The organism is Hymenobacter sediminis (assembly GCF_003231285.1).
In the GTDB taxonomy this organism is placed as follows: Bacteria; Bacteroidota; Bacteroidia; order Cytophagales; family Hymenobacteraceae; genus Hymenobacter; species Hymenobacter sediminis.
Genome location: NZ_QKNS01000010.1, coordinates 85,349 through 111,656 on the forward strand (window position 1 = coordinate 85,349; position 26,308 = coordinate 111,656).

Annotated in this window: 28 protein-coding genes; 13 read left to right on the forward strand and 15 right to left on the reverse strand. The window is 54.4% G+C overall.

Annotated elements, in window-relative coordinates:
* Nucleotides 1–372 precede the first annotated feature (372 nt).
* Entirely contained in the window at nt 373–630 is a 258-nt protein-coding gene (locus DNI29_RS21925) for a helix-turn-helix domain-containing protein (RefSeq protein ID WP_110980333.1), read from the forward strand.
* Here the strand turns inward: DNI29_RS21925 and DNI29_RS21930 are convergent.
* From DNI29_RS21930 to DNI29_RS21950, 4 genes are all read right to left on the reverse strand, one after another.
* The gene (locus tag DNI29_RS21930) at nt 617–901 is read right to left on the reverse strand and encodes a hypothetical protein (protein WP_110980291.1); all 285 of its coding nucleotides are present in this window, start codon (nt 899–901) and stop codon (nt 617–619) included. The two genes, DNI29_RS21925 and DNI29_RS21930, sit on opposite strands and share 14 nt — an antisense overlap.
* A 147-nt stretch (nt 902–1,048) precedes the next feature.
* Entirely contained in the window at nt 1,049–2,545 is a 1,497-nt protein-coding gene (locus DNI29_RS24770; RefSeq protein ID WP_202910562.1) for a DUF5712 family protein, read from the reverse strand.
* A gap of 17 nt (nt 2,546–2,562) precedes the next feature.
* A complete protein-coding gene (locus DNI29_RS21940) occupies nt 2,563–2,862 on the reverse strand; it encodes a hypothetical protein (protein ID WP_123823375.1) in 300 nt (99 codons plus the stop codon).
* Between the two features lie 215 nt (nt 2,863–3,077).
* Nucleotides 3,078–3,275, reverse strand: coding sequence for a hypothetical protein (locus DNI29_RS21950; RefSeq protein ID WP_110980294.1), 198 nt, complete (start codon nt 3,273–3,275; stop codon nt 3,078–3,080).
* Nucleotides 3,276–4,432: 1,157 nt separating this feature from the next.
* Between DNI29_RS21950 and DNI29_RS24310 the strand changes: the two genes are divergently transcribed.
* Complete coding sequence (locus DNI29_RS24310) at nt 4,433–4,693, forward strand: hypothetical protein (RefSeq protein ID WP_123823376.1); 261 nt, start codon at nt 4,433–4,435, stop codon at nt 4,691–4,693.
* 700 nt (nt 4,694–5,393) lie between these two features.
* Here the strand turns inward: DNI29_RS24310 and DNI29_RS21960 are convergent.
* The gene (locus DNI29_RS21960; RefSeq protein ID WP_110980296.1) at nt 5,394–6,269 is read right to left on the reverse strand and encodes a helix-turn-helix transcriptional regulator; all 876 of its coding nucleotides are present in this window, start codon (nt 6,267–6,269) and stop codon (nt 5,394–5,396) included.
* A 34-nt stretch (nt 6,270–6,303) separates the two neighbouring features.
* Complete coding sequence (locus tag DNI29_RS21965) at nt 6,304–6,828, reverse strand: DinB family protein (protein WP_110980297.1); 525 nt, start codon at nt 6,826–6,828, stop codon at nt 6,304–6,306.
* A gap of 809 nt (nt 6,829–7,637) precedes the next feature.
* Here DNI29_RS21965 and DNI29_RS21970 point away from each other — a divergent pair.
* From DNI29_RS21970 to DNI29_RS21980, 4 genes are all read left to right on the forward strand, one after another.
* A complete protein-coding gene (locus DNI29_RS21970) occupies nt 7,638–8,279 on the forward strand; it encodes a nucleotide-binding protein (protein WP_110980298.1) in 642 nt (213 codons plus the stop codon).
* Nucleotide 8,280: 1 nt separating this feature from the next.
* On the forward strand, nt 8,281–8,589 hold the full coding sequence (locus DNI29_RS21975) for a hypothetical protein (RefSeq protein ID WP_110980299.1): 309 nt from the start codon (nt 8,281–8,283) through the stop codon (nt 8,587–8,589).
* Between the two features lie 1,106 nt (nt 8,590–9,695).
* On the forward strand, nt 9,696–9,818 hold the full coding sequence (locus DNI29_RS25175; protein ID WP_262510236.1) for a hypothetical protein: 123 nt from the start codon (nt 9,696–9,698) through the stop codon (nt 9,816–9,818).
* 133 nt (nt 9,819–9,951) lie between these two features.
* Nucleotides 9,952–10,986 (forward strand): replication initiation protein, encoded by a 1,035-nt coding sequence (locus DNI29_RS21980; protein WP_110980300.1) that lies wholly within the window; start codon nt 9,952–9,954, stop codon nt 10,984–10,986.
* Between the two features lie 86 nt (nt 10,987–11,072).
* Here DNI29_RS21980 and DNI29_RS25180 read toward each other — a convergent pair whose 3' ends face one another.
* From DNI29_RS25180 to DNI29_RS21995, 3 genes are all read right to left on the reverse strand, one after another.
* Nucleotides 11,073–11,222: a sensor histidine kinase gene (locus DNI29_RS25180; RefSeq protein ID WP_110980301.1), complete on the reverse strand. Its 150-nt coding sequence runs from the start codon at nt 11,220–11,222 to the stop codon at nt 11,073–11,075.
* A gap of 225 nt (nt 11,223–11,447) precedes the next feature.
* Entirely contained in the window at nt 11,448–12,347 is a 900-nt protein-coding gene (locus tag DNI29_RS21990; RefSeq protein WP_110980302.1) for a helix-turn-helix domain-containing protein, read from the reverse strand.
* Between the two features lie 117 nt (nt 12,348–12,464).
* Complete coding sequence (locus DNI29_RS21995; RefSeq protein WP_110980303.1) at nt 12,465–13,286, reverse strand: SDR family NAD(P)-dependent oxidoreductase; 822 nt, start codon at nt 13,284–13,286, stop codon at nt 12,465–12,467.
* 227 nt (nt 13,287–13,513) lie between these two features.
* On the opposite strand from DNI29_RS21995, the gene DNI29_RS22000 reads away from it, so the two are divergent.
* Complete coding sequence (locus DNI29_RS22000; protein WP_110980304.1) at nt 13,514–14,410, forward strand: HD domain-containing protein; 897 nt, start codon at nt 13,514–13,516, stop codon at nt 14,408–14,410.
* A 604-nt stretch (nt 14,411–15,014) separates the two neighbouring features.
* Here DNI29_RS22000 and DNI29_RS22005 read toward each other — a convergent pair.
* Nucleotides 15,015–16,037, reverse strand: a complete 1,023-nt coding sequence (locus DNI29_RS22005) for a replication initiation protein (RefSeq protein WP_123823377.1) — start codon at nt 16,035–16,037, stop codon at nt 15,015–15,017.
* A 1,386-nt stretch (nt 16,038–17,423) separates the two neighbouring features.
* Between DNI29_RS22005 and DNI29_RS22015 the strand changes: the two genes are divergently transcribed.
* From DNI29_RS22015 to DNI29_RS25185, 3 genes are all read left to right on the forward strand, one after another.
* Nucleotides 17,424–18,110: a recombinase family protein gene (locus tag DNI29_RS22015; RefSeq protein ID WP_110980307.1), complete on the forward strand. Its 687-nt coding sequence runs from the start codon at nt 17,424–17,426 to the stop codon at nt 18,108–18,110.
* A 61-nt stretch (nt 18,111–18,171) separates the two neighbouring features.
* On the forward strand, nt 18,172–18,381 hold the full coding sequence (locus DNI29_RS22020) for a hypothetical protein (protein WP_110980308.1): 210 nt from the start codon (nt 18,172–18,174) through the stop codon (nt 18,379–18,381).
* Nucleotides 18,382–18,529: 148 nt separating this feature from the next.
* Nucleotides 18,530–18,661: a hypothetical protein gene (locus tag DNI29_RS25185; protein ID WP_262510237.1), complete on the forward strand. Its 132-nt coding sequence runs from the start codon at nt 18,530–18,532 to the stop codon at nt 18,659–18,661.
* A 199-nt stretch (nt 18,662–18,860) separates the two neighbouring features.
* On the opposite strand, the gene DNI29_RS22025 is transcribed toward DNI29_RS25185, so the two are convergent.
* Both DNI29_RS22025 and DNI29_RS22030 read right to left on the reverse strand, forming a co-directional pair.
* On the reverse strand, nt 18,861–19,139 hold the full coding sequence (locus tag DNI29_RS22025; protein ID WP_110980309.1) for a DUF1294 domain-containing protein: 279 nt from the start codon (nt 19,137–19,139) through the stop codon (nt 18,861–18,863).
* Nucleotides 19,140–19,431: 292 nt separating this feature from the next.
* Nucleotides 19,432–20,007, reverse strand: a complete 576-nt coding sequence (locus DNI29_RS22030; RefSeq protein WP_110980310.1) for a DUF308 domain-containing protein — start codon at nt 20,005–20,007, stop codon at nt 19,432–19,434.
* Nucleotides 20,008–20,248: 241 nt separating this feature from the next.
* On the opposite strand from DNI29_RS22030, the gene DNI29_RS22035 reads away from it, so the two are divergent.
* Complete coding sequence (locus tag DNI29_RS22035) at nt 20,249–20,854, forward strand: Crp/Fnr family transcriptional regulator (protein WP_110980311.1); 606 nt, start codon at nt 20,249–20,251, stop codon at nt 20,852–20,854.
* Between the two features lie 251 nt (nt 20,855–21,105).
* On the opposite strand, the gene DNI29_RS22040 is transcribed toward DNI29_RS22035, so the two are convergent.
* Entirely contained in the window at nt 21,106–21,483 is a 378-nt protein-coding gene (locus DNI29_RS22040) for a winged helix-turn-helix transcriptional regulator (protein WP_110980312.1), read from the reverse strand.
* A 177-nt stretch (nt 21,484–21,660) separates the two neighbouring features.
* Here DNI29_RS22040 and DNI29_RS22045 point away from each other — a divergent pair, with 177 nt between their 5' ends.
* A complete protein-coding gene (locus DNI29_RS22045) occupies nt 21,661–22,407 on the forward strand; it encodes an SDR family NAD(P)-dependent oxidoreductase (RefSeq protein WP_110980313.1) in 747 nt (248 codons plus the stop codon).
* Nucleotides 22,408–22,701: 294 nt separating this feature from the next.
* On the opposite strand, the gene DNI29_RS22050 is transcribed toward DNI29_RS22045, so the two are convergent.
* Together DNI29_RS22050 and DNI29_RS22055 are read right to left on the reverse strand one after the other, a co-directional pair.
* The gene (locus DNI29_RS22050) at nt 22,702–23,376 is read right to left on the reverse strand and encodes a carboxypeptidase-like regulatory domain-containing protein (RefSeq protein WP_110980314.1); all 675 of its coding nucleotides are present in this window, start codon (nt 23,374–23,376) and stop codon (nt 22,702–22,704) included.
* 734 nt (nt 23,377–24,110) lie between these two features.
* Nucleotides 24,111–24,386: a hypothetical protein gene (locus DNI29_RS22055; RefSeq protein WP_110980315.1), complete on the reverse strand. Its 276-nt coding sequence runs from the start codon at nt 24,384–24,386 to the stop codon at nt 24,111–24,113.
* 334 nt (nt 24,387–24,720) lie between these two features.
* Between DNI29_RS22055 and DNI29_RS22060 the strand changes: the two genes are divergently transcribed.
* Nucleotides 24,721–25,755 (forward strand): cyclic nucleotide-binding domain-containing protein, encoded by a 1,035-nt coding sequence (locus DNI29_RS22060; protein WP_110980316.1) that lies wholly within the window; start codon nt 24,721–24,723, stop codon nt 25,753–25,755.
* The last annotated feature ends 553 nt before the right edge of the window (nt 25,756–26,308 follow it).

Genomic DNA, 26,308 nt, shown 5'->3' on the forward strand with positions numbered 1-26,308 from the left:
GATACTTAGTTGCTCCTCATTATCTAGCGGTAATACTTTGCACTAGAAAGGAGCATTTTTCCTAAGATGCATCTAGCTGTGGATGGATACTGACCATATATTACTTCCCTGTAGCTATATCTACTACGCTTACAGATGCTCTTTCCGGGCAATTCATCACGCGTTGGCTTGCTATATGTTTGCTCTGAATGCAAATGAGAGTGGCGAGAACCTTCGCTACCAGTCATAATCTTGTCATTACTCATAAGAACTAGGGCTCTTGAGTGTAGATGAGGCAAGCACCGCTGATATAATGACCTAAAGATACTAGTTTTTTTGCATTAGGGCAAATTTGCCCTAATGCTGCATTCTGCAAAATTCCTCCTTTGCAGGGTGAAGTACATCCGCGACCAAGAACGTCTGACGCAGTTTGGTCAGCGGCTGCGACAGGTGCGGCAGTCAAAAGGTTTTACCCAGGAGAGCCTAGCAGCTGCGGCCGAGTTGGAGTTCAGCCAAATAGGCCGCATTGAACGGGGCGTCATCAACACTAGCCTGAGTACTGTTTTCGTCATAGCACGCACGCTGCAAGTAGATGTACGCGAGCTATTTGATTTTTCGAACGTAAGCGGGTCTGGGCTTAATCGGAAGTAGCTTCCTTGCTAGCGGAGGGAGGTCGGTAGCCGTAGCGCTTGAACAAGTCCTGGAACACCCGCAACCGCTCGGTCGTGAAACCTACTCGGGTTAGACCGTCAGCTCCTTTGGGGGCAGTTAGCAACGACCGAACTACTGCTTGTGCCATGCCCACGTGGCGGCTGATAGCCGACACATTCCACGGACGCAACGGGTCGTTGTGGCGGTCAAACCAGCGCTGCAGGTGCTGCCAGTCTTCTGGCTGTTCGTAAATGGTACGGGTAGTAGGCATTCAAGCAAAGAAAACAGAATTGGGGTTGTGACGCACACTGCAGCATGACGTCAATTCTGATCACGTACCTATCAGCCCATAACCACACTAAAGGTTTCTTGCAACAATGGGTTGGACCGCTTCACTCGACCGATGTAGTTTCTCGGGCTAATCACGTTCCTCATCTCCGCGAATGTCCTGCGTATAGCCTTGGGTGCCCAAATCACGTCCCAACTCCTGGCCAATTCCGACCGCCCTTTTCGTTGCTGACAACTGATATATGTGGGCAAATCGAGCACCTGGACGCGTGTAGCTAAAAGGCGTAGGCGGATTGTGAGCACTGTTTTGACGCCTGCTAATGGCTCCTGCAGGCTGCATCAACAGCTCTAGTGGCAGATCATCAAATGCTCGGTGGACCCGGCCGGTGCGCAGAAATTTGTACGGTTCTTGGACAACTTTTGCATTATCCACTTGGCGGCCGATACGGTTCAACCGTCCGTAAAATGCCTTGCTATAGTCTTGCTCGCGGGCTATTTCTACTACTTTATTACCTATTAAGTGGTTTGTATCAGGAAGCTTTTTGTTGAGTCTTTCTATTTGTTCTAACAGCCGTTCATCTCGCTTCTGATTCTGGGCAATAACGTTGGCTGCGGTCTCGGCATCCTTCCCGGTGCGCAGAAACTCATAGGGTAAATCATGATAGCTGTGCGTACTGGCTTGCTTGCCCAACAGTCCTAAACGGCCATAAAACTGCCTGCTATAGTCGAGTTTACGGGCCGCTTCGAGCACCTTGTTATGCTCCAGCTGTCGGTCAGCCGGTAATTGTTTATTTACCCTATCAACCTGATTGAATAGCTGCTTGTCACGTACCGCATCGGTAATAAAACTCGGTTTTCCTGCCGAATTGCTGAGCCTTGGGGGAGGTGTTCTGCCTTCTTTCGCGGCGGCCCGCCGGATAGAATCCGCAATTTCTTCGACTGTATGCGTCTGCCGCCGTCTGAAACCAGGTCGAGATGGATTAAAATCATCCTGTGTATGGCTACCGAATTCGCCCTCACGGGTAGCCCGTTTCAGTAGGCCAAACTGCTCGGTAAAGGCTGCATTTCCTTTGGCCATGAAGTCCACCCGGTTGAAGCGAGCGACGCTACCCAGGGGGTTGAGCGTAATCTTCTGCTCCTTATCGCGGGCCGAAACCATGATATGAATGTGGGTCTGCGGCCCCTCTTTTTTCTGCCCGCTCGGAGCGCCGTCGTGGCCCCGGTGCTTCCGCTCGTCATGTTGGGTAGCTACCCATACCAGGTCTTTTTCGCTTAACGGCTGGCCCGATTTGGTCACAAAATTGGCGGCGTACTCCTGCATCACGCGGGCCGTGTAGGCCCGCAGCTTCTGCGGATCATGGCCAATATGTTCCAGCTCCAGAGCGCTCGGACTAATCACCAAGGAGTAGAACTTCGCGTCGTCTTTGCGCAGGCCTTTGCGGTTGGAGTCGATGAGCTGCACAGCATCATCCCCGCTTAGATCCGTCCGTTCAGAGTTAAAAAAGACTGCTTGTTCACCTTGTTTTTTGGCTTCGCCTTCGAGATAGTTTGTAGCCTGGCGGGCGCTTCCCCGGTTGGAATAAGCGTTCTTTCCGTTGGTGGCCGGGTTGATAATCTTGATGTACATAGGAGCAGCTGGACCATCTAAAAGGTCGAGGACGGTGCTGAATCAGGAGCGGTGGGGGCTGCTTCAGTTGCTATTTTATTTTGTTCTGGCCAGGGTGTAGGCTGGGTAGTTACGGGCGCCGGGCCCAATGTTGACACCAGCTTTTCAACCAATTCATTCCAGCGCTTGTCTACATCCAAGTCCCGTTTTTGATTGAACTCCCGGTGCTTGGCAGGGTATTCAGCTAAGTCTCGGCCCAGTACTTTCAGCATGATTTGCTCCTCCAATCGACGCCCATACAGTGCCTCAACATTGTTCAAAACCATCTCTTTGAACATAGGCAACAGCAAAGTTTCTTCGTGCCCGCTGAGGTGTTCATGAGGTTTTGATCCATCGCCTGCAGGTAGGTGAACAAAGTCTTTTCGTGGCCCTTCAGGAAGCCCGCCGTGTTCTTTCCGTGCTGGGTCAGCCAGTCAAATAGACGGTTGCCCAGGGTGGATTTAGCCGTCTCCAGCTGGTTTGTTTTAGCCTGGATTAGCAGGCCTTCGCGCACCTAGTCGGACTCCGGATTGGGCCCTCTTTCTGCGAAGTAGCTGATGGCGGCGGAAGCATAAGCGGCCTTGGTCAGCTTGCATCCTTTGTCGACATTACCCAGCTGTTTGTGTACTTCAGCGGTGATTTCCGCATAATACCGACCCTCAGTTTTGGGAGTAGGCTTGTCCGTTTTGGGCGTCGATTTAGTGAAGGCCATGGCGTGAATAATTAGAGCACAAATCCGGCATTATGTGCTTCATTTTGAGCAAATTGCAGTTAAAATTTTGCAATTAAATTTGATATCACAAAATCGACCCATAAAAATCGGATTTTAAAGACTCATATTTGGCATTTTGCCCTTGATTATGAGATAGTTAGACTAAAATGCCGGCATAAAATCTCTGATTTCCGTCACAAATCACTGACTACCACCGCTTTAGCGTGGATTATGTGATGCCCCTCTTGCTAACTATCATTAACAGCTTATTTCACTCACTATTCGTGAGCTAGTGCAAGCATGTATGTCTCTTCCTGCTAGCTGCGTGATTACGGCTACCCACCTATCTAGGCGCTCCTGCCTATCGTCCCTTGTTCTGACCTCCGTAGGCAGGAAGCTGCCCCATTTTTCTACCGGACCTAGAATTGGCAGGAAGCGAGTTCGTCTCTCCCCTGCCCTACTGGGTCGAACCACCCTTGTCCCTGGCTTCTGCCTACTAGTTTTTGGGTGAGTTCAGTAATGCCCTGCGCGCGTGCCCTCGCCAGCATACATGCGTTCTCGCGTGCGTGACCCTGCACTTGTGCACACCAGACTTCTCTGTTTCCGACAACACTGCCCCTAAAGCTGCCGCACAAACTATTCTGGCTTAATCCAGAACTGTAATCTCAAACCTTGTCTCTGCTGTGAACTGGCTCAGCCGTTGTTGCCTGCGATTACTTGAACTAGGCTTTCGTTAAAATAGCACAAGCCGCTCGGCTGGAACCTCGCACCCACGCCTGCACCTGTGCTCCTGCCCGTGTCCGCCCTCGCGCTTGCGTACGCGTGTGGACAGGCACCCGGGTGCACGCATGTGGGCAGCTCGCATGCCTATCGTACGGCCCAGCACCCCTGACTCCTCGTGCGCTTACGTCTGCCTGTGCACGCACCCGCGGATGCGTGTTCCCGCCCTTGCGCGTGTACATGCACGCCCACCCGCGACTCCCCTACCCTGCATTACCCGTCTAAGTCGAAAAGCTGTTCTCGCTCATTTTGCGCGTTCCTGCAAAAGAGAAGAAATCCCATAAAGCACCAAACCCTGATTGATTAGAAAAGCAGAGATTTTAGCAATTCACCACTGCTGGCTTTTTATCTGAAACCAAAGTCTGTCAAAAACTGGTGTGCGTTTAATTTCTGATTTCACCGATCTTGTTGAAAGCTACGTAGACGATACTCTCATGCTCGAACAAGAGTCTCCACACTTTTTTCACTACTGGCTTCCGGTCAGGAAGCTGCTGATTTGTCAAAGTGCCAACCTGGATGATTTCGTAAATTTTCTCGGAGGGAGTTTTTACAAAGAAGGCTTCCTTTCTATCCTGGCAGCACTGGCATTCCTCTCTCCTACTCGCTCCTCGCGGGCAGACGGGCGCTTGCACGCGTAGGTGCCCGCTCGCATGCACATCCGCGCGGCGGACCCACCCGCTCTCGCGCCTGCTGTGCGCCCGCGCGGGTGTGACTCGGGCTTGGCGCCATAATAGGCCGACTACCCCGTGAGCAACTGCCAAGAAGGATGGGCAAAGTCTACTGCAACACCAGTTGGTTAGCTTATAGCCGGTTAGTCATAAACCCAGTGGTGAGGTAAAAAAGCTACCTGAGAGCTAGCCAACACCTCAACCCCACAGTGTAAGTGCCAATTTTAGCATTTTAAGCCCCTCTCCTGCCACTATCTCATCCTGTTTGGCATCACTGCCTTCCTGAATATTTTTAATTGATCCTAAGCCCTGAATTTACCTCCGATAGCCTTCCGACGGATTTGATCTCATGCGAGGCAACAAACCGATAAGAAACACCAGACTATCGGCAGGCAAGCTTGTCGCGTGTTGGCTGCATACGACCTGACGACCTGTTCGGGCCTGGTGAAACACGGTACTCTCATTCTTGCTGTGCTTATCCTCGCTAGCCCGTCCAGCTTAGTTGCAGAAGACAAGTTCGTGGTAAGCTACCTCGAACACGGGCCGAGATGATGCTCTCACCCAAGTGGCGAGGCATCACATCAAGAAAGCTTCTTGTGAACGGACGGATTTCCACGCTAGGTCATTGGGTTGCCGCGATGGTAGAGCTACCGGCGGCATAGCGGGTAAGTCAGGCGGGCGTACCCAGCCCCTCCCCTGCTCCTTGGTACTGCTTGGGGGTCACGCCGTAGAATTGCTTGAAGGACTGGATAAAGCTGGAGATATGCTCGTAGCCTAGCTCGTCGGACAGCTCACTTACCGTGCGGTCCGCCTGCCGAAGCAGGGCAGCGGCCTTTTCCATCCGCCGCTCCAGCAGCCATCTGCTCGGGCTAGTACCGTAGAGCTGGGCAAACCGGCGCTTGAAGGTGGACAAGCTCATATGGCACAGAAAGGCAAGTTCCTCCAGGGCAACCGGGCTGTCGATATGGGAGGTAACGGCTTGCCGGACCAATACTTCCTCATTGGCCTCCTGGCCTACACTGCGCAGTTGCTGGAACTGCTCGGGGCAGTGCAGTGCCAGATATAGCAGCAGCTCCTCCAGCTTCACGCGTTGCAGTTCGTGGGGAACAACCGCCGCTTCCTCCGTCAGCAAGCAGTTCAACGACCCCACGAAATTGGTGAGAAAGGCATCTTGCTCAAACCGCAGAAACGGCTGGCTTGCCGCTTGCAGGGTGGGCTTACCGAGCCACGCGGCATGACGGTGGCAGAAATCAGCGAGCACCTGGTGATCGAAGAGCAGCAGCAGGCTATGGTACTGCGTGGCCGGCGCCGCCACCTTCTCACTCATCAGGCAGTTTCCTGCCGCCAGCAGCACAAACTGCTGCGGGTGAATCGTCACCTGGGCGCCGGCAAAATGCACGGTCTTCTCGCCTTCCAGTAGAAAAGTGAACATGTGCTGCGATAACAGCACGCGGGCCCGGGCAGTGGGCGTTTGGGTGCGGTAGCGCACGAGCGAAATCGGGGCTTTCGTGGACTCGCTATTCGAGGAAGGGGCAGATGCACGCATGAGCACTAACGGCAGGATGAGGCGACGAAATCTTCTACGCGTGGGCCTGGCGCGGAAACCAGTACATGGCGGGGTAGCCGAGCGCTTTGCGAATGATACTCATTTGCCCGATATGAAAAGACTCGTGCAGCACCACCGAAACCAGCAAGTCTTCCAGGGTAGTGCCGCCGGTCGGACCGCTGAGCGGCAACTCAGCTTGCAGTACGCGCTCATCGGCAGCCTCCAGCGTGGCTAGAAAGGTCTGGGAAACCTGCTCCCAGACCCGGGCACACTCGGCCAGAGTCGGGTAGATCCGGTTGGCATCGAAGGGTCGGAAGCCGGGCAGCGGTAAGGTTGGATCTACGTAGGCGTCCAGGAAGGGCAGCTCTTGCGCCGGCCCCCCTAACCGGGTAATGTTGCGGCTGCGCGTTACCAGCAAGTGGCCGGCCAGCCATTCCAGGCTATTGTTGTGCTCGCTCAGGGTTCGGCGGCCGGCGGCCGGCTCAATGTCTTCCAGCACCGAAAGGTACCAATCGGTCAGCAGGCGGAACTGCCGGGCTTGTTGCTCTACTGTGGTCATATGCTACGTCGTGCTTAAGAAGAAAAAACCTAGCGCAAAGGTCCGGGCACTGGCGGAGGGCCAGTGATAGGCAAACGGTCAAAAAGTAGGGCCAAACGTTCAACCGGTGGTTCCCCCCTACTGATCTCTGTGCACCAGAGGCAACCCCACGCAGACTCTTCGAAACGGCTCCTACCAAACTGCTCCGTCCAGCATTACCCCACTGAGTGGTGATGGCTTGACTTGCAGGTGAGTCACCATTAGAAAGCAAGTTGTGAGCCCTCGTTGCTGGGCAGCAGGCTGCTTAATCTGACCACGAAATCATGAAGGAAGCAGGCTTTCTAAGCCTATCCCCTACTCGAGCTAGCCTCAACAATTGGTTGCTCTTCCCTGCTGGCTAGAAGCTAATCATCCTAAGTTTTTTCAACCTAAAACAGGGTGCAGATTAGGGTATGAAAATACACCTTAATTTGCACCCTGTTTTACATTTTAATCAAGGTGTGCATTTACTTGTATTCATCCACCTTATTCAGGCTGCAAAATATTGCTTTTTTACACCTGTAAATACACCTGTAAAGCCACCTATATACACACCTATAAATAAACCTATAACTGCACCCGTAACCATAACTTGTTGCGCAACTCGTATCACACCTGAAAAAAAACTGTATTTTGCACCCAAAAACAGCTTTGAGCCTACACCTACTTCCTAAACCATAAACAGGTGGGTTTATAGGTGAATAACCGCACCTATAATAAGGCTTCCTGGCTTTTCATATCTACACCTGGTACTGCACCTGATTCAACACCTTATATCACTTCACAACTACATGGTAATCACAGTAGGAGGAATAAAAGGAGGGACTGGCAAGTCCACCATTTCCACAAACTTGGCCGTATGGCTTTCCCGCCAAGGACACGACGTGCTGCTAGTGGATGCGGATGAGCAGGAAAGCTCATCTGACTTTACGGCGTGGCGGGGAGAGACGCGCAATGGAGAGCTGGGCTACACTCTGGTGCAGCTGACTGGCGCCTTAGTCCGGCGTCAGGTTGAGCTGCTCAAGCCGAAGTACACCCACATTATCATCGACACGGGTGGGCGGGACACTTCCAGCCAACGGGCCGCCTTATTTGTATCGGATCGGTACCTGCTGCCATTTGCTCCGCGCTCGTACGAAATCTGGACGCTCTCCAAAGTACTCGCGCTATTGGCAGAGGTGCAGGACGTGCGCACCAGCCCCCTGCAAACCTTCTCCTTTCTGAACAAGGCGGATACCCGAGGGGTGGACAACGCCGAGGCCATGGAGGTGCTGCGGGAAAATGAGGATCTCAACTTCGTGGACTTTCCCGTAGTCAACCGCAAAGCCTTTGCCACGGCAGCCAGCAAGGGGTTGTCCGTCTTTGAGCACTCTCCGGTGGACGAAAAGGCCGTTGCCGAGCTTAATGTTTTATTCAGCCACGTGACCAAGTAGTATGGCCATTTCTAAGCCCCCAATCCGTAAGGCTCCGGCCCCGGCGCTACCGGCGCCAAACCTTGATGAAAAGAAGGTTGAGGAAGTCATCAACCGGGGCAGCTCCTCGCTTACGGCTCCGGATACCGCCGACGTTAAGCTGAAGAATTTCAACATCAAGCTGCCGGCTACGATGCTGGCGGTTATCGACGAGCTGCGAGCAAAACGCCCTCGCAAACCTACCAGCCCCAAGCTAGGTATCTCAACCCAGGATTGGCTGTTAGAGGCAATTCAGGAAAAGATTCAGCGGGAGCAAAAGAAGTACAAGTGAGGTGAATAAAACCACCTGGTTGCACGTGTGAATCTATACCTTGTACGAGGTGTAGATTCACACCTAAAAGCCAACCTAATACCAGGTTTATTTTCAGGTGTTCGTATAATCGATAAACGTGTAATAGACAGCGGATAATACACAACATCAAGTAGTCTTGTTCATACATCTACAGTGTATAGTATATCACCATGCATGAACATATGACGATAAATAGGAAAAGCGAAGTTGTTAAAGGGTAGCAATTTACATGCTGAGCAGCTGCCAGGTAGCGGCCAATAGCAGGCAGGATATATCAGCGGACTCAAGGCGCATACATCACTTGCTTTGACAAGCAGGGCAGGACTGCCTGCTGACTCCAGCCCTCCCCACGAATTCACCAGGGCTGCCAAAGGAAGCCGGTAGCCGTTGCACCGGGGCGGCATTGAGCCAATGAAGATGGACGGGTAGCGCGGCGGATGGTGGGACAGACTTAAGCACCGATCAGCGAACCCATAACCGAGCAGTCACCAGGGGCAGGGGTTAGGATTTAAGCCCACTCACCAGGAAGGGGGATGCACGGCCCGCCTTTGGCGCAGCTCTGGACGTCGGGCAAGTCCGGGGCTGTTGGAAGGACTAGGTGCTCATCAGCCGCGGACTCCCCGCAGAGATGCACCCGGATACTGTTCCCTCGCCAAGGGGTGCCCAGGTTGGCCGTACCACCGGCCGGCTACTGGTAGCTAACCACTCAGGTACTGCCCGTGAGAATGCCAGCGGCAGCAGGGTGCCATTTTTCACGCAGATGACAAGTAGCTGATTCCAAAGGCATGAACACCTCAGCCGGGGGAGGGGAGGGGGGTGCCATTTTTCACGCAGATGCCCAGAGAGATTTTCTCTAGGTGCCAGTTGCCTTGTCCGGCCCGAACACCCAAAAAACGGCCCTTACAAGCTCTAAATGCCCTTTTTATCCAGGCAAAAGCAAAAAAATAATCAATCAAAAAAAGCAGAGCCTCTTCTGTCTTCTTAAGCTATTCTTTCTATTCTATATTCAGGGCCTCGTAACGTATTGATTGTCAAAATCTTAAAGCGATTATCTGCGTGAAAAATGGCACTCTGCTGCGTGAAAAATGGCACCCATCTACGTGAAGAATGGCACCATCTGCGTGAAAAACGGCACTCTGCTGCGTGAAAAATGGCACTCCTGCGTGAAGAATGGCACCAGGGCAGTAGGGGAGGTAGGTCCTGCGTGAAAAATGGCACCGGTATGGCCAAGTCAGGTTCTGCGTGAAAAATGGCACTACCCGGGCTGTTGCGTGAAAGCCAATAGGATTTCACGTTGATACTTTTAACTTCGTGGGTTAGCCGTCCGTATTTGCTTAGCTTATGAATACTCCTACTGTTCCCGTGCTGTATCCCCGGGCCTATCAGGCCAACGCGCTGGTGCGAGCTCCCCTGAAGCTCACGCACGTGGAAGCCCGGATTTTTGCCCTGGCTCTGGGCTGCATTCACCAGGACCAGACGGAACTGCCCGGAATTTCGATTCCCATCAACCGGGTCATGACGCAAAAGAAGGGCGGCAGCGTGTACGAGACCATCCGGGATGCCTGCAAAAGCCTCATGTCCAAAGTCGTCAGCATCGAGTCGCAGACGGGCAATAAAAAGCGCTTTACGGCCTATTCCATTATCAGCTACCTGGACCTGAATGAAGGCACGGGCTTACTGACGGGTAACTTCGCCCCGGAAATCAAGCCGTTTCTGCTGCAGCTGGCCGAGCAGTACACCCACGTGGAGCTGGAGTCCCTGCTCACGCTTAAATCCGCGCACGCCCACCGCCTGTACTGGCTGCTTAAGTCCTGGGATGACGTGGGGCTGTGGGAGGTGGAGTTTGAGGCCCTGCGCAAGCAGGTACTCGGGGATGACAACGACGTAACGTATACGCTCTTCTACGACTTCAAGCGCTACGTGCTGGAGCCCGCCATGCGCGAGCTGCACTCCCTGGGCTGGGTGGTCAACTACGAGCCCATCAAGGATGGTAAAAAAGTCAAGTCCGTCCGCTTCCTGATTCCCAAGCCGCAGGTCCGGCTGGCGGAGCCGGCGGATGAGGTGAGTCCCCCAAAAACCACTAGTCCGGTCCGGCCCGTGGAAAAGCAGATGACGCTGGCCCTGCAGGCGGAGCTGCCGACCCTGCAGCAGCGCATTATCACCCGCCTACAGAAACTGAAAATGACCGCGGCTCAGATCCAGCACGTGCTGGAGTTCATGGGAGATGATGAAGCCCGGATTGCCCGCCTGATGAAAGTCTCGCACCCGTTGCTGCGCGACTTCGAAGCCGGCAACAAAGTGTTTGATAACCTTGGGGGAACCACCATTAACCTGCTGAAAACGGAATTTCCGGGGCTGTACACGGTTCTGAAATAGACAGGAATGCAGCGGCACTTAGCCGTCCCTACCGGTGGCCGTATGGAAGCCGCCCTTGGTACGTAGCGTAGGATTATGCCCATGCCTTAGAAGGTAGTTGAAGGGGGAAACCACAGCTGAAACGTACTGCCCGCCCCCGCTACCGAATGAACCTGAATGCTGCCCTGGTGCAACTGCATGATCTGCTTGGCCAGGCTCAGGCCAATCCCGTGTCCGCTGTATGCCGGCGGGGGTATGCCCTAAGACCTCTTCTTCTGAGTGTAAAACACGGCCCGGGCCACCGCGTGCCGCCCCTCGCCCTGGGTGAGTTGCACCAGGATACGGCGCCGCTAAGCCTCATTTCGTACGCAGGCCAGCAGGTACCCCCTTGGCGATCCGGACCAGTATTGCGTTCCAGCCCGAGTCTAGATATCCACCAGCATCAAGCACTATCATTGCTGGAGCCCTTTCCATCCGGAGAACTAGTTGAGAAATTTGGCCCGGTACTCGTGGGGCGTCAGGCCGATTTCTTTTTTGAACAGCCGGGTGAAGTAGGGCGGATTGTTGAAGCCCAGCTCGTAGGCCGTTTGGGCAATGGTGTTGTCGGAGCTGATGAGCAGGTTTTTAGCCTCGTCCAGCAAGAAGGCATGGATGTGGTCGAGAGCCGTTTTGCCGGTTTCCTGCTTGAGCAAATCGGTGAGGTAGCGCGGCGAGGTGTGCAGCTGGTCGGCCAGGTACTTCACGGTGGGCAGGCCCAGGGTCTGCAGATTCCCCTGCTTGCGGTAGGCGGCGAGCAAGCTCGTGAACCGGGTCACCGTGCTGCCCGACAAGGTGCTGCGGTTGAGAAACTGCCGCTTGTAGAAGCGCTGCGAGTAGGACAGCATGGAATCCAGGTGCTTGAGAATTATCTCCTTGCTGTACTCGTCCTGGTTGTTACCGTACTCGAAGCCCATTTGGTGGTACAAGTCCCAAAGAATCTGCTCCTCGCGGGGAGCCAGGTGCAGGGCCTCGTTGACTTCGTACTCGAAAAAGCCGTACTTTTTTATTTCCGCGTGTAGGGGGTGGCCCAGCAAGTAGTCTTCGTGCACGATAATCACGAACGCCATGTCGACGAGCTGCAGGTCCGTGATTTGGATGACCTGTCGGGGCTTCACAAACGAGAGGGCGCCGGCCTCGTGGTCGTAGCTGGTTTTGCCGTAGAGGAAGCGGCCACCCGGCTTCATCTTGCGGAAGCTGATCAGGTAGAAATCCGTCGTCAGCGGGTCCTCGCCGAAGGTGCAGCGCAGCAGCTGTTCGCAGGTGAGCAGGCTCAGCAGCGGCTGCTGGGGCGGCGGGTAGCCACAGGCGCGGTGAAAGGCACTGATGCTGGTGATATGCTTCATGGGCGGGACACGTCGTAACGGGGGAAATGCCAGGGGAAAGATACCGAAAACGGCCCCTACTCCCCGTAGGAGCAGGAGCGGTTTTCGCGTTTAGCCGGTCCTATTGGTAAGGAACACTTAGCCGTGGGCCCGTTCGGCCACGGGCTGCCACTCCGCCCAGCTGGCGAGGCGCTTAGCGTACACGTGTTGGGCCCAGGGATAAGCTGCCTTGCCCATAAACAGGCGCAGCGGCGGGTTCGGCGCATCCACCAGCTGCAGGATGGCCGGCACCGTGGCGGTCGGCTCGCCGTAGTTGTCCGGGTGAAAGGCGGGCAGGCCATAGAGCGAGGCCTTGGCCTGGTCGTAGGCCGCAATGGTGGGGCTGTGCACGGCGGAAGCGCCACCGAAGTCGGTTTTGAACACGTTGGGCTCCACTACCGTGACGTGAATGCCGAAGCCTTTCACTTCGTGGTACAGGGCTTCGCTCAGGCCTTCCACGGCAAACTTGGTGGCGCTGTAAATGCCGGAACCCGCCGCGCTGGTAATGCCCAGTACACTGGAAAGCTGAATAAGGTGGCCGCTGCCCTGAGCCCGCATGAGGGGCAACGCCGCTTGCATTACCCAGAGCGTGCCCAGCAGGTTGGCGTCGAGAATGTCGCGCACGGCCTGCTCTTCCACCTCCTCCACGGCCCCGAACAGCCCGTAGCCGGCGTTGTTAATGACCACGTCGAGGGTGCCGAAATGGGCGTGGGCCTGCTGCACGGCGGCCAGGCACTGGGCCCGGTCGGTAATATCGAGGGCCAGCGGCAGGAAGGCCGACCCGTAGGTGTCGGCCAGGTACTGCAGGCCGCTCACGTTGCGGGAAGTGGCGGCTACGTTGTCGCCGCGTTTCAGAAAAGCCTCGGCCCACAGGTTGCCGAAGCCCCGTGAGGCACCGGTAATGAAGATTGTCTTTGCCATCGTTTTGTAGTGGTGAAGTGATGACACAAATCTCCGGCGCGGCCACCCCGTCCGACTTATACAAAAGGCGGAAGTCGTGATACGGATTAACGTCAGCCATTATTTACAGCCGCCTACCCACCCGTAGCCCCTGCGGCAAGGCTCAACCGCAGCCGACAACTGGTAGCTGACGCGGTTAGGCCATTGTGAGGATCTTTGCCGTCTCATCACCCGCAATCATTTAGCCGATGCACTACGAGGATATGCTCTACGGCGCCACGCAACTGCCCCCGGCCGTTGCGGATCTGCTGCACACCGCCCCGCTGCAACGTCTGCGCGGCATTCACCAGGGCGGCGCCATTATCTTGGCTAACCCGGCGATCAACCACACCCGTTTCGACCACTCGGTGGGGGTTATGTTGCTAATCCGGCAGCTCGGCGGCAGCCTGCGCGAGCAGCTCGCGGGCTTGCTGCACGACGTCTCGCACACGGCGTTTTCGCACCTGATCGACTACGTGCTGGAGCTGCCGGGGGAGGACTACCACGAGCAGCGTTACGAAACGGTGCTGGCGGACTCAGCCATTCAAGGGGCGCTGGCCCGCCACGGCTTTCACTACCGGGAGTTTCTGGACCTCGACGAGTTCACTTTGCTGGAGCAGCCCTTGCCCAACCTGGCGGCCGACCGAATCGACTATACCCTGCGCGACCTGCATCAGCTGGGGGTGCTATCCCCCGACGACGTCAGGTGGTTTGTGCAGGGCTTGCGCGTGCACGAGGGGCGCGTTGTGGTTGGCAGCGCGGAGCATGCTCGGTGGTTCAGCCAACAGTACGCCTACCTGATCGAGCACTATTTTGCCGGTCCGCGGAGTCAAGCAGCCAGCCGGTTCCTGCGTGACCTTATCCGCACGTACTACGTGGCCGGCCAGCTGACCCTGGACGACTTCCACCAAGATGACGCGCAGCTGCTAGCGCGGCTGCACGCCCTGAGTGGACAGCCCGTGGCTGACCTGTACGCTGCTTGGCAACAGAGCCAGCCGCCCCGCCCCGCCATCGCCCTGAAGCCCCGGCACGTGGACCCCGAAATCTTACTAGGAAACCAGGTGATTCGCTTATCCACGCTTGATGATTCGCCCTCTCACCCCTAGCAAGCGTCAGCAAATACGCAAGTTCAGCCGAACCTGCTAGCCGCATATTCCCGTTTTGGACCGCCCAGGCAAAGTAATAGGTGTTTTCGAGCTCGTTCAATTGTGGCAATTGCTACTTACTCTGACAGGGCAGGCCGCTTACGCCCAGCAGTATGATCTGGCGGTTAGGTGCCCGTACAGGGCACGGCCAACATCTCGCCTGGTCGGCATATTCTTACCGCTGCGGCCGATAGCATGTACATCTTAGGGGAATCTGTCGGGAACGCTGGCTATTAGGCTAACCCCGTTGTTTGGAGGCCCTGGCAGCTAATCATCCCGTTATATCCAGTCCGGCTTCCTCGTCTAACAGGATGATGGATACGAGATTGCAGAAGCACTTAAACCGCGATATAAAATCACCTTCTTCTACACCTTAATTCACAGCCAAATACAGGTGTAAAAGAAGGTGTTCGTTTTGCTCAATCATTACTTATTACTGGTGTATTATATCACCTGAATCCACACCTAATAACAGGTGTTATAATAGGTTTAAAATAATATTATAAAATACTGATTAACAAAGAAAAAATGATGTAAGTTAAGTGTTAAAGCTTGTTAGAATTGGCTACAGTCTTGAGAACAACCTTGGGAACTCCGTTTTCAGATGATTGATTGTCGTGGCACCGATGTTGTCGAATACTTTAGACTTGGTTTCGTAGTTCACCAGCAGTTGGTGCGTAGATTTCAGCAGCTTCATGAAACCAGCTTCATCATCACCTAAGAAATCTAATACAGTTTTGATCTGCGAGTCGGTCACCTGCAGCTTCTGTAGGCGGGCAATGATGCGCTGATGCAGGGTAGGTAATTCGGCAATGATACCTAGGGTCAGTTGGTCGGCCTGTTTCTGCTTTTGTCGGCTTCTTGGGGTAATATCAATGATTTGCGCATCGGTAGTGCCACCTGCCGTGACATGCTTGGGGATGGTAAAACGAATCTTGCTCACCTTCCGACCCACTTTTAGTGGCTCCCAACCCACCAGCCAGCCAATATCGTGTAATTCCCTTACCGCTGGTTCCAGAACGTAGCGCTTAAAGTCGTAGAAGATAGTGTAGGCCGTATCTTCCGTGCCGACCATCTGTTCCCGCAGCTTGTCAATTTCCACTTCCCAGCTGCCCACATCATCCCAACTACTCAGCAGCCAGTAGAGGCGATGCGCATGGGCACTCTTCAGGGTCAGGATGGTTTCGATCTCAACCGTTGTGTATTCACTGGCTAGTTCAAGTAAAAACGGCTTTATCTCCGGAGCAAAATTTCCCGTCACGTAGCCCGTGCCTTCGTCAATTTCCATAAAGCTGATGATACCATAGTTTTTGATATTCATCTTACCTCTGGAATTTGTCCGGGCAATGCTGACTACCTTGCCCATTAAGGTTTTGCAGGCCACATCAATCTGCTCATAAACCGGCCCCGACTTCGCCTTCGGAATAATCCGTTTCATTGGAATCCGAATCTGAGGCAACTCCAATGACTTCGAGTGGATGCACCCTAGCGCCAAGGCAATGATGCGGGCCTCAATGTGATTCAACTTCAAAGGAGACCTAACTAGAATGTTTGCTTGGCGGGCCTGGGGGTATAGAGCTAATTCCATTTTCAAGCTTGCGGATTAAAGCTATCCCAAACTACGGAAAATAATATCAGCTCTTCCGTAATGAAGCTCTGTTTCTTAAGCTCAACTTTTACGAGGTGTAATTTCTTCCGTAGTTCATTTAGCCGCTGTTATGGGTGTAGTTTCTTCCGTAGTTAGTTTACAGAGTGTAATTTCTTCCGCAATAGTGCAGAGGTCTTTTCCGCTGCTAAGGGGCCAAAGGAGGGTGTAGCTTCTTCCGTAGTTGACAGGACGTAGTGTAATTCCTTCCGTAGTAAGTGTAGTTTCTTCCGTAGATAGGTGTAGTTCCTTCCGTAATAGAGTGTAATTTCTTCCGTAATTGGGTGTAGTTTCTTCCGTAGCAAAGTGTAATTCTTTCCGTAGATAACCTGCTTAATAATTTGATTTACAGATATTTATGCGTGTTAGAAGAAAGAATAAGAATAAGTAGAAAAAGGGAAAGGGATTCAGGTTTTTAGCTTGTCTTTTTTTCCTCTCAGATCTGCCTGCAGTTAAGTAAAAGCCTTTAAATAATGGGGTAGGGCTGGTAGAAGCCTTTGGGGGAAAACTCTCAGAGCAACTACGGAAGAAATTACACCATCGTATCGTTAACTCAGCTGCCTATTCTACCGCACCTAAGGCAGTTATTGATAACGTCAGAGTTACTGCCCCCCCGCTTTACTTAATTCCGTTGGATGGACAGGTATGGGGTTTGGTGTAAGTTCTCTTGCTACTGTTTGCTATGGATGCTCAGCGTCAAAGCTGGCAACTCTTGAATAAGGGGAAAAGCGTACGGTGGTCCGATTTAAAGCTGAAGGTTTCCGCACGCCAGTTGCTTTAGTTACGTCAGCAGCGCTAACCACTTAGGCTGCTGCGTACTGCCTGCTCCTTGATTTTCCATCATTCGAGCGACTCACCTGCTCCCTACTCTTGTTAGTTCTCGTAGAGGTCACACTCGTTCCCCAGGGGCGGTAGGGGAGGGAAGGGGGTATTTTTCTGATCTGAATACCCCGGAATAATATGACGACAAAAGGGTGATAGCCTAGTGGTTAATGCCGGGTGACGTGCAAGACAAGCGGTAGGTGCTAGTGCTACTGTTAAGAGATGACATAGAATTTTGCCATGGCAGAATGCTAAGGGTGTAGGACAAATGGAGTATTTAAATTTTCGCTGGGATGTGCCAATAAGGGCATGGTATAAAACCGCGTTCACCCTCCCGCGAAGGCAGTATATTTTAGTATATCGCGCAAATACGGTTTATACTTAAATATACTCTCATTTGTAAGCTGTTTGTACTCCTTACCCCGACGCTGGAAGAGTAAGAACTCTGTTATTGTCATTTTATAAACGCCCGTTTGTAAAATGACAAATGCCCCATATCTTGCCTTCATGCAGCAGTATATTGCCTACTATCGGGTCAGCACGACCAAACAGGGTACCTCCGGCTTAGGCCTGGAAGCTCAGCAGCACGCAGTCGCGCAGTATGTCCGGGCGCCCGCACAGGTGCTGAGCCATTACACGGAGGTAGAGAGTGGCAAGAAAAATCAGCGCCCCCAACTGCTGGCCGCCATTGCCCACGCGCGACAAGCTGGTGCGACCCTGCTGATTGCCAAGCTTGATCGTCTCTCGCGTAACGCCGGCTTTATCTTTGCCCTGCGCGACAGCGGAGTGGATTTTATCTGCTGTGATATGCCGGACGCCAATACACTCACGGTCGGCATTTTCGCCGTCCTGGCCCAGCACGAGCGGGAGTTGATCAGCAAACGAACCAAAGAAGCGCTAGCTGCTTTAAAGGCTCGCGGGGTAGCGCTCGGAACGCCAGCCAACCTTACCACTGAAGCAATGCGCCAAGGTCAGGTTGTGCGCCAGCAAAATGCCCGGGAGAATAAGGAGAATCGCCAGGCGGCGCGCTTAGCCGTCCTCTTACGCCAGCAGGGCCACACCCTGTTGCAGATAGCGCAGGAACTCAACAGCGGAGACTACCGCACCCGTCGGGGTAAAGAGTTTGATGCTACCGCCGTACGCCGACTACTCCTGCGACAGGAAATCATTACCGGATCAACAACTTTCATCTGATCTTGGATCGTATTCCGCCAGCAGTTAGCTCACCCGGGGGCGCAGGGTGCTCTGTTGGTTTATGTCCAGCCTTCAATTCCTGGGGAAAACTAAACTGGAAAAGCTATACCGCATAGGTTCAGGCCTGGTGATTGGCTTTGCCAATACCTCGCTTCAATCCTTGGTCGCAGATAGTGTGGGACTGGATATTGCGGCTGACAAGTACGGGAAAAGCGGTGCTTCAAGGCAAAGCGGCTCCACGAATCCTGGCGCTCAAAAGCTGCCTTTTTAGCCCGAAAAACAGCTTTTTATGCGTATCTTAGGGTAACGTACGGTATTCACCTCGCCAACTCGGTTGCCTATGAACGGCGAAACCCTGGGGGCGTGGAGGCCTCCAGGGTTTCAAGAAGTGGGTGCAGCAACACCTTACTTCTAACGCAATGGATAAGGAACGTGCTGAAACGGATTTTAGGTTCACGCTTAAAATCCGGGTACCCCAGGAGCTGGTCAAGTGGCTGTTGGGGTTTCTAGTGGGCGGGAGTGCCGTGGCGCTGCTCGAACACTGGAAGTAAGGATACGGGGAGCCGAAAGGCTTCCCGTATTTTTTTACCCTATAAAGATAGGGTTTTCACGCGCCTAAAGTCAAGAGCAATCCTCAACGAGGATAGCAGTTCAGGTTTCCAGTTTTATTTAATCTACCCTTTCGTTCATGAAACCTCTCTGCTTTAGGTATTCATGGCTTACTTCCCCGCAGACAGTTGCTTGCCCCGCTTACAAGAGTGCCTGAAAATAGGGCCACGCGAAATAGAGTACCCCCCCTTGCAGCAATGTCAGCCCCAGGGTAACACCCCAGAAAGCAGCTTTGCGGTTTTTATGGTGCAGCAGCCATATCGCCAGCCACGCGCCGGGTGCCGCGCCCGGCAGCGTGGCCAGGTGCAGGGTTTTTTCGGCCAGACGCCGCTGTTTGCGTTGGGCCTGGCGCTTATCCCAGGCGAAGAGCAGGAAACACAGCAGATTGAAGAACAACAGGCAAGGCAAGAGGATTGTCATGAAGCGGGGGCGGGCCTTGCTGCGTATGCAACTTGGGTTTCAGCGTGGATGGTTCTTGCACTGGTCTGAGCTGGTTGGGCGAATCCAACTAGCGTGAGGAAGACGAGCTGCAAGGGGTCTGGCAGACGAAGAGTACACCAGCGGGGCCGCAAGGTAGGGAGCTGCGGGCAAGGAAAAGAGTGGAAAGATAGAGGAGGGGAATATCGCTCGTAAGAAGTGACCGTTCGTCTTACCCAGCAGCAAAGGCATACTCGCTGCGTCTGGCAACACGCAACGAGCTACGTATAGGCGCCTAGTGAGTCGAATGAATCGCTTTGTGCAGACGCAGCGCTGCGAGCAGAAAATAGAAGGCTCCGACCGCCGAGTAAGCGGCCACGTTAGTCACCCCTTTGGTGGGATCGTGCGCCTGGACCACAAATAGCGCCCCGGCCAGAACCGACTGCCCGCCGCTAAGGATCATTGGCCACTGCCCACCCATCTGGCGTCGCCGCTGCAAGCCGAGCAGCAGCTGAAGGAGTCCCGTCAACACGGCCCATACGCCAAACACCAGGAGTACTGCCGGAATGCCCTCCCGCAAGGCCAAGCCGACGGCCACTGTCGTGAGGCTGCCTACGACGATGTTCACGTATTGGGGCAGCATCGTTTCCCCGGTTCCGCGGATCGCTCGAAGGTCCCCGAACGTGGCCAGTACGTCCCAGGCCGGGTACACCAACAATAAGGCGGCCGTGAGGGCAGGCGAAGAGTTGGCTAACAGAAAAACCAGGCCAACCCAGACCACGGAGAAAGCGGCGCGGACCAAGTACAACGTGCGCAAAGCGTGGGCGGTCTGACCGGGCGCTTGGCTAGGGGATGTTGAGGAAATAGACATCGGATCTAGTGAGGTGGATGATGCGACAAAGGTCCCGTCGTCCGCCCGCCTGATTTTTCACCTAGGTTAAAAAGTGTCACCCAACGGGTATTTTAGTACAGCCAGCTGGTTCTCCAGGTCTGCGGCCGCCCGCTTGCTCCCCCGGGGCCGGAGTATCTGCCTGCTTCGGCCGCCCTGGCTTCACTTAAATTGAGCTGGCGGGGTGTCACAGCCGGCGCTTTCCTAATTACTTTGCTCCGCTATGCTCCCCGTTTCTGCTGTTTCTCCGCATCAGCTGCTGACTCAGCAGCTGCAGGCATTTGCCCGCCTTTCCGAAGAAGACCTGCGCCTCGCCCAGGATTACTGGACGCTCCGCACTATCCCGCGCAACGAATTTTTCAACTTTCGCAACGCCGTGTGCCAGTACGTCGGCTTTATCGTACATGGCCTGTTCCGCGTGTACTACGTTGACCCCGTGACCGAGCAGGAACACAATGTGGCGTTTGTGCCCGAGGGCACTTTTCTCACCTCCCTGAAAAGTCTGCTTACCCAAGAGGCATGTCCCTACTACATTGCCGCGCTGGAAGAGGCCGAGCTGCTGGTCATCAGCGTGGGACAGCTGCATACGCTCTACGCGCAATCGCACGGCTGGGAGCGGTTCGGCCGCCTGCTGGCCGAGCAGTATCTCATCCTGCACCAGGCCAAGGCGGAGGCCATGTTGTTTCAAACGGCGGAACAGCGCTATTTAGCACTGCTGAAGCAGTTTCCGGGCGTGACCAATCGCATTTCCTTGGGGCATATTGCCTCCTACCTCGGCATCAAGGGTCCTTCGCTCAGTCGTATTCGCGCGCAGCTAGGCAGGGCGTAAGGAGCCTAGACTGCGTGGATAAGCCAAATCTTCCACCAATGCGGGTTGCCATTGACAGTATGACTACAAGCAAATGAATTGTAGGGCGGCCAGCAATTCGTCAACATGCTGTTGGCGCTAGGCCAGGCAAAGGTCCAACGCTCGAGGCGCAAGCGTACGAACGCATGCTCCTAAAGCAGTACGTTGACTTTGCGGGGGAATACTGACTGGTCTACTAGAACCGCAGGCTTTCGCGCCGCTTCGTAACCAAATCAACCTGCTGGCTCAGACGCAGACCTAGGCGTAGCCGCAAGCAGGGGCTCCAAGGTAGCGCGGTGTTCATTTCCCCATTGCTCCATGGCCTCAATCACCGGCAGCAGTGATTCTCCCAGGCGGGTAAGATGATATTCCACTTTGGGCGGGAGTTGTGGAAAGATGGTTTTGCTGACAAGGCCGTGTTGCTCCAGCTCATTGAGCTGGAGGTTAAGTACCCGCCGGGTGGCACTTGGAATGGCCCGCTGCAAGTCGCTCGGGCGCCGCACGTCGCGGGCAATAAAGTGCAGCAGCGTCGACTTCCATTTCCCATGCAATACTTCTTTGGTTAGGACTACCCCGCAATCCAGAGTACGTTCTATTTTCTTCTGATACATCGCCGTAGAGTTGGCCGCCGGCTTGAGCACCCACGCGGCATAGGGAATAAAACAGCCCTAGGTGCTAAAGTTATCGCTACCCGAATAAATTTTCCGGACTTGTCTGCCCTGCTCCCCTCCTGGACCTTTGTTGCGCCGGTTAAACGTACCTGGGCAACTTAGCTTAATTGCAAAACGATGAGAGGTTTAGAGAACAAAGTAGCCCTGGTGACCGGGGGTAGTCGGGGCATTGGTGCCGGAATAGTGCGGGCCTTAGCCGCCGAGGGCGTGCGCGTGGCATTTACCTACGTGCGGGGCGTCGGACCAGCACAGGCGCTGGTCACGGATCTGGAGCAGGCAGGCCGGCAAGCCCTGGCGCTGCAGGCCGACACGGCCAATACCGCCGACATACGCCAGGCCATCAGCGCCGTGGTAGCGCACTTCGGCAGGCTCGATATTTTGGTTAACAACGCCGGGGTATACGTGCACAGCCCGGTCGACGAGGCCACTCCTGACGAGGCCGCCCTCACCCACCTGTGGCAAGTAAACGTGCACGGCACCGCCCAAACCGTACGGGCGGCCGTTGCGCACCTGTCCACCGGCGGGCGCATCATCACCATCGGGTCAGGGTCGAATATCCGCACCCCCTTTGCGGGCACCAGCGACTACGCGGCCAGTAAGGGCGCGCTGGCGGCCTACACCCGCGGGTGGGCCCGCGACCTAGCCCCGCGTAACATTACGGTCAACATTATCCAGCCCGGCCTGATTGAAACAGATATGACCCCAACCGACCCCGCGACGGTGGCTAGCCTGCTTGAGCCCATCATGCTAGGCCGGTTTGGCACCGCGCAGGAAGTAGGCGAAGTGGTAGCCTTTTTGGCCAGCGAGGCCGCCGGCTACATCACCGGCGCCACCCTGAACGTTGATGGCGGCTGGTCGGTCTGAGTTTCTTAGGCCTACTGGCAGTCAAGGCAACGGTCTGCTTCAAGCCTAAAAGCACAAGAAGGCGAAAAATGCACCGTTACTGGCTCCGTTTCAGCAACGAACAGCCTATTGTTCACCCTTCTAATCCGGCTTCTTATACCGGGCCTATCCAATAAAGCAGTACTCCCTACGGGCTCCTCCCGCAGCATGGGCGCGGCCATCACCTGACCGCGGCATTTTTGCTCGCTCTATCAGGGCCCTGGCTGGCTGCCTTTCAGAAAGTGTTACCCGCAGCAAGCACGCAGAAGCATCGGCCTAGAAAAAAAGCCAACGGTGCTTTTTAGCCCCTTGGCGGGGGGTGAGCGTCATATTCCCAACGGTGGTGCCTTTTACCTGTACTTCCTGGTCCTGGTAGCCCCCATAGCCGTACTGCAGCGTTACCGACTGATTAGCGGGTACACGCAGCGTGTATTCGCCTTTGGCATCAGTGCTCACTCCGTAGCTGCTGCCTTTCTGCAGAACGGTCGCGCCAACCAGCGGCTTACCATCTTCACCGAGGATGCGGCCCCGTACAGTGGCAATACGCAAAAAATTAGCCGAAGCGTCGGTTTCGGCAGTGGCCAGAGGCGAAGACGCTAGCGGAGTCGTTGTTTCCGTCGTGGCAGGATGGCTCGTACCAGCAAAGACGGCACTGCCAAGGAGTGCGGCACCAACAACCATCGTGGCGGCGCGCTGGCGGAAACGCCGGGGTTCGGTGCGAATCAACTCAAACTGACGCTGAACCCAGCCAACCGGTCTTACCTGATGTCCCTGCGCTTTCATCTCGTGGAAGCGGCGGAGGGTAGCATCCGCTTGTTGGCTGTTGGCCTTAATATAAGCGTCGACCAGTTCGGTGTTTACGCTGGAGAGGTCGCCGCGCAGATAAGCGTCACGGTAGGCAGGGAGTAGTTCACCCGTTGTCGAGTGAAAAGGGGAAGCGTTAAGTTTCATTTTGAGAACGTGCAAGTAGGTAGTGCGAGTAAAAAGCAGAAGCGTTATCAGGAGAGTGCAACAAAGCAAGTGCTCCTGCTTTTCTGATGGCTCAAAGGTAGAATAGAGGGGCTTGAGCCGTGTTTTTGGTTCGATCAACCCTTGGCAATTCTAGGCGAGTAGGTCAAGAAATGGGATGAAAAGAAACCAGGGGCGAGCTACGCTTCCTAAAATAGGAACTTAACTTTCTATTTTTGGGATAAAGGTGGGGTGTTCAGTTATGTTTCCCTACAAGTTTTAACCCCGGCTGTCTAGAAGAAGAAGCGCGTGCGGTTCTTCTCTCTGTCCTACTCGTTTGAGCCCGTACCTTTCGGGGATGCACGCCATTCCTACTATCTCGCGCTCGCCCTGCTCGCCATAGGCTGCTCCAACTCCCCAGACGATCCTGCTCCGAGGCCCCTACTGCCCCCAGAAAGCGCACACCTGGCGCTGGGTAACCCGAGCGGCGCCCGGACGGACATCAATCAGCCGAATCACTATCTATTTGCCTGCTGATAAAGCTCCCGTACGCCCTCTTATACCACCGGGACTGGAGCACGCTGAATTAAGAGAACTGGCATCTAGAGCAGGCCGACCTGGGCCCGGCCGACCGACAGCATGCTTAGTAACTCGTTGAATGTGTATAACTTGCAAATCAACTTCCCGGTAGCTACAATTTAAATAGAGGCAGGTTATGGTGAACGGCCTTTTGGCTATTAGCCAGCCGTGGGTAAAGTAAGTGACTCGGTAACTTCGAAGACTACGCAGTTTTTTAAATCAACACCTAATACTCGGCAGATTGCCTTGGTATCATCAAGTGCTTGTGCCGGGCTTTTAGTGAGATGAGCTACCGCATTGACTGGCAACGGCAAAACTATATCTTTCTCAGTAGTCCCTAGATTGTGTGTGTATCCGTATTCAGGGCCCATTAGAGTGAAGCGGACTTTGCCTTGCATGGTGTCCGTGTCAAAAATAAGCAACGTGTGCTTCATATGATCTGAATGATGTTGTTTAGCAACTAGGCCACTACTCTGCAGGTATGAGAATAGCATATTTGCTATTCCAGCAGTTAGTTTACAGTCGCATTATTTGCGGCTCCTATCTGCAGAGGTAATCGGCCAGGAAGCGATGAGTGCTTCGCCTCTATTCGGGTGGTGAACGCGGTGCAAACTTCCGGGATATGTTCGCCTCCTGCTATGATTGGCGTCACAGCTGGTTTTGATTTTAATCAAGCGCTTCATGATTAGAATCAACTCGCCTTATCTTCGTCTTCATTGATTGCTAAAAAACGGCTGCTGTGGCAAACCACTACTTCCTTCGTTCAAGGTGAAAAGCCTTCTTTTACTGCACCGGAATGAAGAGCAGCGCAGCTCCATCGCTTCCTTATTGCGCTTAGCGGGGTACGAGGTAGTGTCTTTCTGCGAGGGATATCCGGGAGTGGAATCCGCCAAGCACCGCCCACCTGATTTAGTCCTATGCGCTCTGGAGTTGCCTGACGTAGATGGCTATGGCGTCTTGCATTTGTTTCGTTGTACTGCTTCCCTGGCCAACATTCCATTCATTCTCATTGGCCCTACGGCGATTTGGACAGACATGCGCCGGGCCATGGAAGCTGGTGCGGATGATTATCTATTCATGCCCCTAGTCGCGGGCGAACTGCTTCGGGCGATAGCTGGGCGTCTCAACCGCTTTCATCGGCTGCCTGCCGAGAATATGACCAACGGGTCCGATGCGGTCCCCGTAGCGAGATCAATGTCTTCTCTGGTCGCTGATCGTACGCCACACATCTTGGCTCGTCGGCACAGTGCTTATACGGAGGGAGAGATGCCCAAACGCTTGTATTTTATTCAATCAGGCCGTGTTAAAGCAACTAAGACTACGTCCTTTGGCAAAGAGCTAATTACCAGCTTTTATCAGTCAGGCGAATTCTTCGGTTATAAGGCGTTACTAGAACAGACGTGCTACCATGAATCAGTAGTAGCAGTAGAGGACTGTGTGCTGTTATACATCCCGGCTGCTGACTTTTTACAACTGTCGCGTTTGCCTGAGGTAAGCCAGCAATTTGTTCGCTTGCTAGCGGGTCGTAAACGCGCGCGCGAGCAGCAACTACTGGATATGGCCTACCAGTCACTCCGTCGCCGCGTAGCGAATGCCCTGTTAGTACTGCAGAGCCAAGATGGGGCCGACGAGGCAACCTCCTTTATTCGCGTGTCGCGCGAAGATTTAGCCGCCCTAGTAGGTATCGCACCCGAGTCTCTGAGCCGTACCTTAAGTGAGTTTCGGCGGGATGGTCTACTGGAAGTTTTACCACAAGGTATCCGCCTGTTGCAGCCGGAGTATATGCGTCAAGCCGAGTGGTAACTGCAGTACATCCGAACTGGCAGGTATCTACCTCAGAAGGGTGCTGTTGCGCCCTAGCGGGGTCGGGTGGACCATGGTCATCTTATCCCCGGTGAGCAAGGCGGTCAGCACCTTAATGAGCCCTGGCCGGTGGACGGAGCCCCTGATTTTCCGTGCAATAGGCGGTTGACTCCCGCGGCTAGGAGTTGTCCGAGCGGCTATGGGGGAGCTGGTCTGTAGCCAGACACGGGCGGACTCGGAAGCATCCATGCAGGTCAGCAAGGCGGGGCCACCAAGATCTGTTATTGGTTTCTCTTGCTCTTACCCAAGGCGGTCTGCGGTGTAGTGGCTGTTGCAGAACTATCAGCTGCTGAGCGGAGTGGCGAGTACTGGCTTACCTTGAGCAAGCGCAATAAAAGCCGGTGGGAGGCGGTCTTGGTGACGCAGGCCTAGGTAGGGTGCCCTGCTGGGCCCTGTTTGGCTGATGCTGAAGGGGCATCTCCGAATTGTAGGCTATGGCGAGAAACAGCGTCTTACCGGTGCTGGTGCGGCCGCATAGGTTGACCTGACGCAC

Bases quoted from the DNA above. Each gene is read 5' to 3' on its own strand.
- DNI29_RS24770 (WP_202910562.1), bottom strand. From the start codon at position 2,545: ATGTACATCAAGATTATCAACCCGGCCACCAACGGAAAGAACGCTTAT.
- DNI29_RS21965 (WP_110980297.1), bottom strand. From the start codon at position 6,828: ATGACCACAGTAGAGCAACAAGCCCGGCAGTTCCGCCTGCTGACCGAT.
- DNI29_RS21995 (WP_110980303.1), bottom strand. From the start codon at position 13,286: ATGGCAAAGACAATCTTCATTACCGGTGCCTCACGGGGCTTCGGCAAC.
- DNI29_RS22005 (WP_123823377.1), bottom strand. From the start codon at position 16,037: ATGGAATTAGCTCTATACCCCCAGGCCCGCCAAGCAAACATTCTAGTT.
- DNI29_RS22000 (WP_110980304.1), top strand. From the start codon at position 13,514: ATGCACTACGAGGATATGCTCTACGGCGCCACGCAACTGCCCCCGGCC.
- DNI29_RS22055 (WP_110980315.1), bottom strand. From the start codon at position 24,386: ATGAAGCACACGTTGCTTATTTTTGACACGGACACCATGCAAGGCAAA.
- DNI29_RS22015 (WP_110980307.1), top strand. From the start codon at position 17,424: ATGCAGCAGTATATTGCCTACTATCGGGTCAGCACGACCAAACAGGGT.
- DNI29_RS22025 (WP_110980309.1), bottom strand. From the start codon at position 19,139: ATGACAATCCTCTTGCCTTGCCTGTTGTTCTTCAATCTGCTGTGTTTC.
- DNI29_RS25175 (WP_262510236.1), top strand. From the start codon at position 9,696: ATGGCACCCATCTACGTGAAGAATGGCACCATCTGCGTGAAAAACGGC.
- DNI29_RS21930 (WP_110980291.1), bottom strand. From the start codon at position 901: ATGCCTACTACCCGTACCATTTACGAACAGCCAGAAGACTGGCAGCAC.
- DNI29_RS22035 (WP_110980311.1), top strand. From the start codon at position 20,249: ATGCTCCCCGTTTCTGCTGTTTCTCCGCATCAGCTGCTGACTCAGCAG.
- DNI29_RS22020 (WP_110980308.1), top strand. From the start codon at position 18,172: ATGTCCAGCCTTCAATTCCTGGGGAAAACTAAACTGGAAAAGCTATAC.
- DNI29_RS21980 (WP_110980300.1), top strand. From the start codon at position 9,952: ATGAATACTCCTACTGTTCCCGTGCTGTATCCCCGGGCCTATCAGGCC.
- DNI29_RS21950 (WP_110980294.1), bottom strand. From the start codon at position 3,275: ATGGCCTTCACTAAATCGACGCCCAAAACGGACAAGCCTACTCCCAAA.
- DNI29_RS21940 (WP_123823375.1), bottom strand. From the start codon at position 2,862: ATGTTCAAAGAGATGGTTTTGAACAATGTTGAGGCACTGTATGGGCGT.
- DNI29_RS21970 (WP_110980298.1), top strand. From the start codon at position 7,638: ATGGTAATCACAGTAGGAGGAATAAAAGGAGGGACTGGCAAGTCCACC.
- DNI29_RS25185 (WP_262510237.1), top strand. From the start codon at position 18,530: ATGGATAAGGAACGTGCTGAAACGGATTTTAGGTTCACGCTTAAAATC.
- DNI29_RS22040 (WP_110980312.1), bottom strand. From the start codon at position 21,483: ATGTATCAGAAGAAAATAGAACGTACTCTGGATTGCGGGGTAGTCCTA.
- DNI29_RS22030 (WP_110980310.1), bottom strand. From the start codon at position 20,007: ATGTCTATTTCCTCAACATCCCCTAGCCAAGCGCCCGGTCAGACCGCC.
- DNI29_RS22045 (WP_110980313.1), top strand. From the start codon at position 21,661: ATGAGAGGTTTAGAGAACAAAGTAGCCCTGGTGACCGGGGGTAGTCGG.
- DNI29_RS22050 (WP_110980314.1), bottom strand. From the start codon at position 23,376: ATGAAACTTAACGCTTCCCCTTTTCACTCGACAACGGGTGAACTACTC.
- DNI29_RS21975 (WP_110980299.1), top strand. From the start codon at position 8,281: ATGGCCATTTCTAAGCCCCCAATCCGTAAGGCTCCGGCCCCGGCGCTA.
- DNI29_RS21990 (WP_110980302.1), bottom strand. From the start codon at position 12,347: ATGAAGCATATCACCAGCATCAGTGCCTTTCACCGCGCCTGTGGCTAC.
- DNI29_RS21960 (WP_110980296.1), bottom strand. From the start codon at position 6,269: ATGCGTGCATCTGCCCCTTCCTCGAATAGCGAGTCCACGAAAGCCCCG.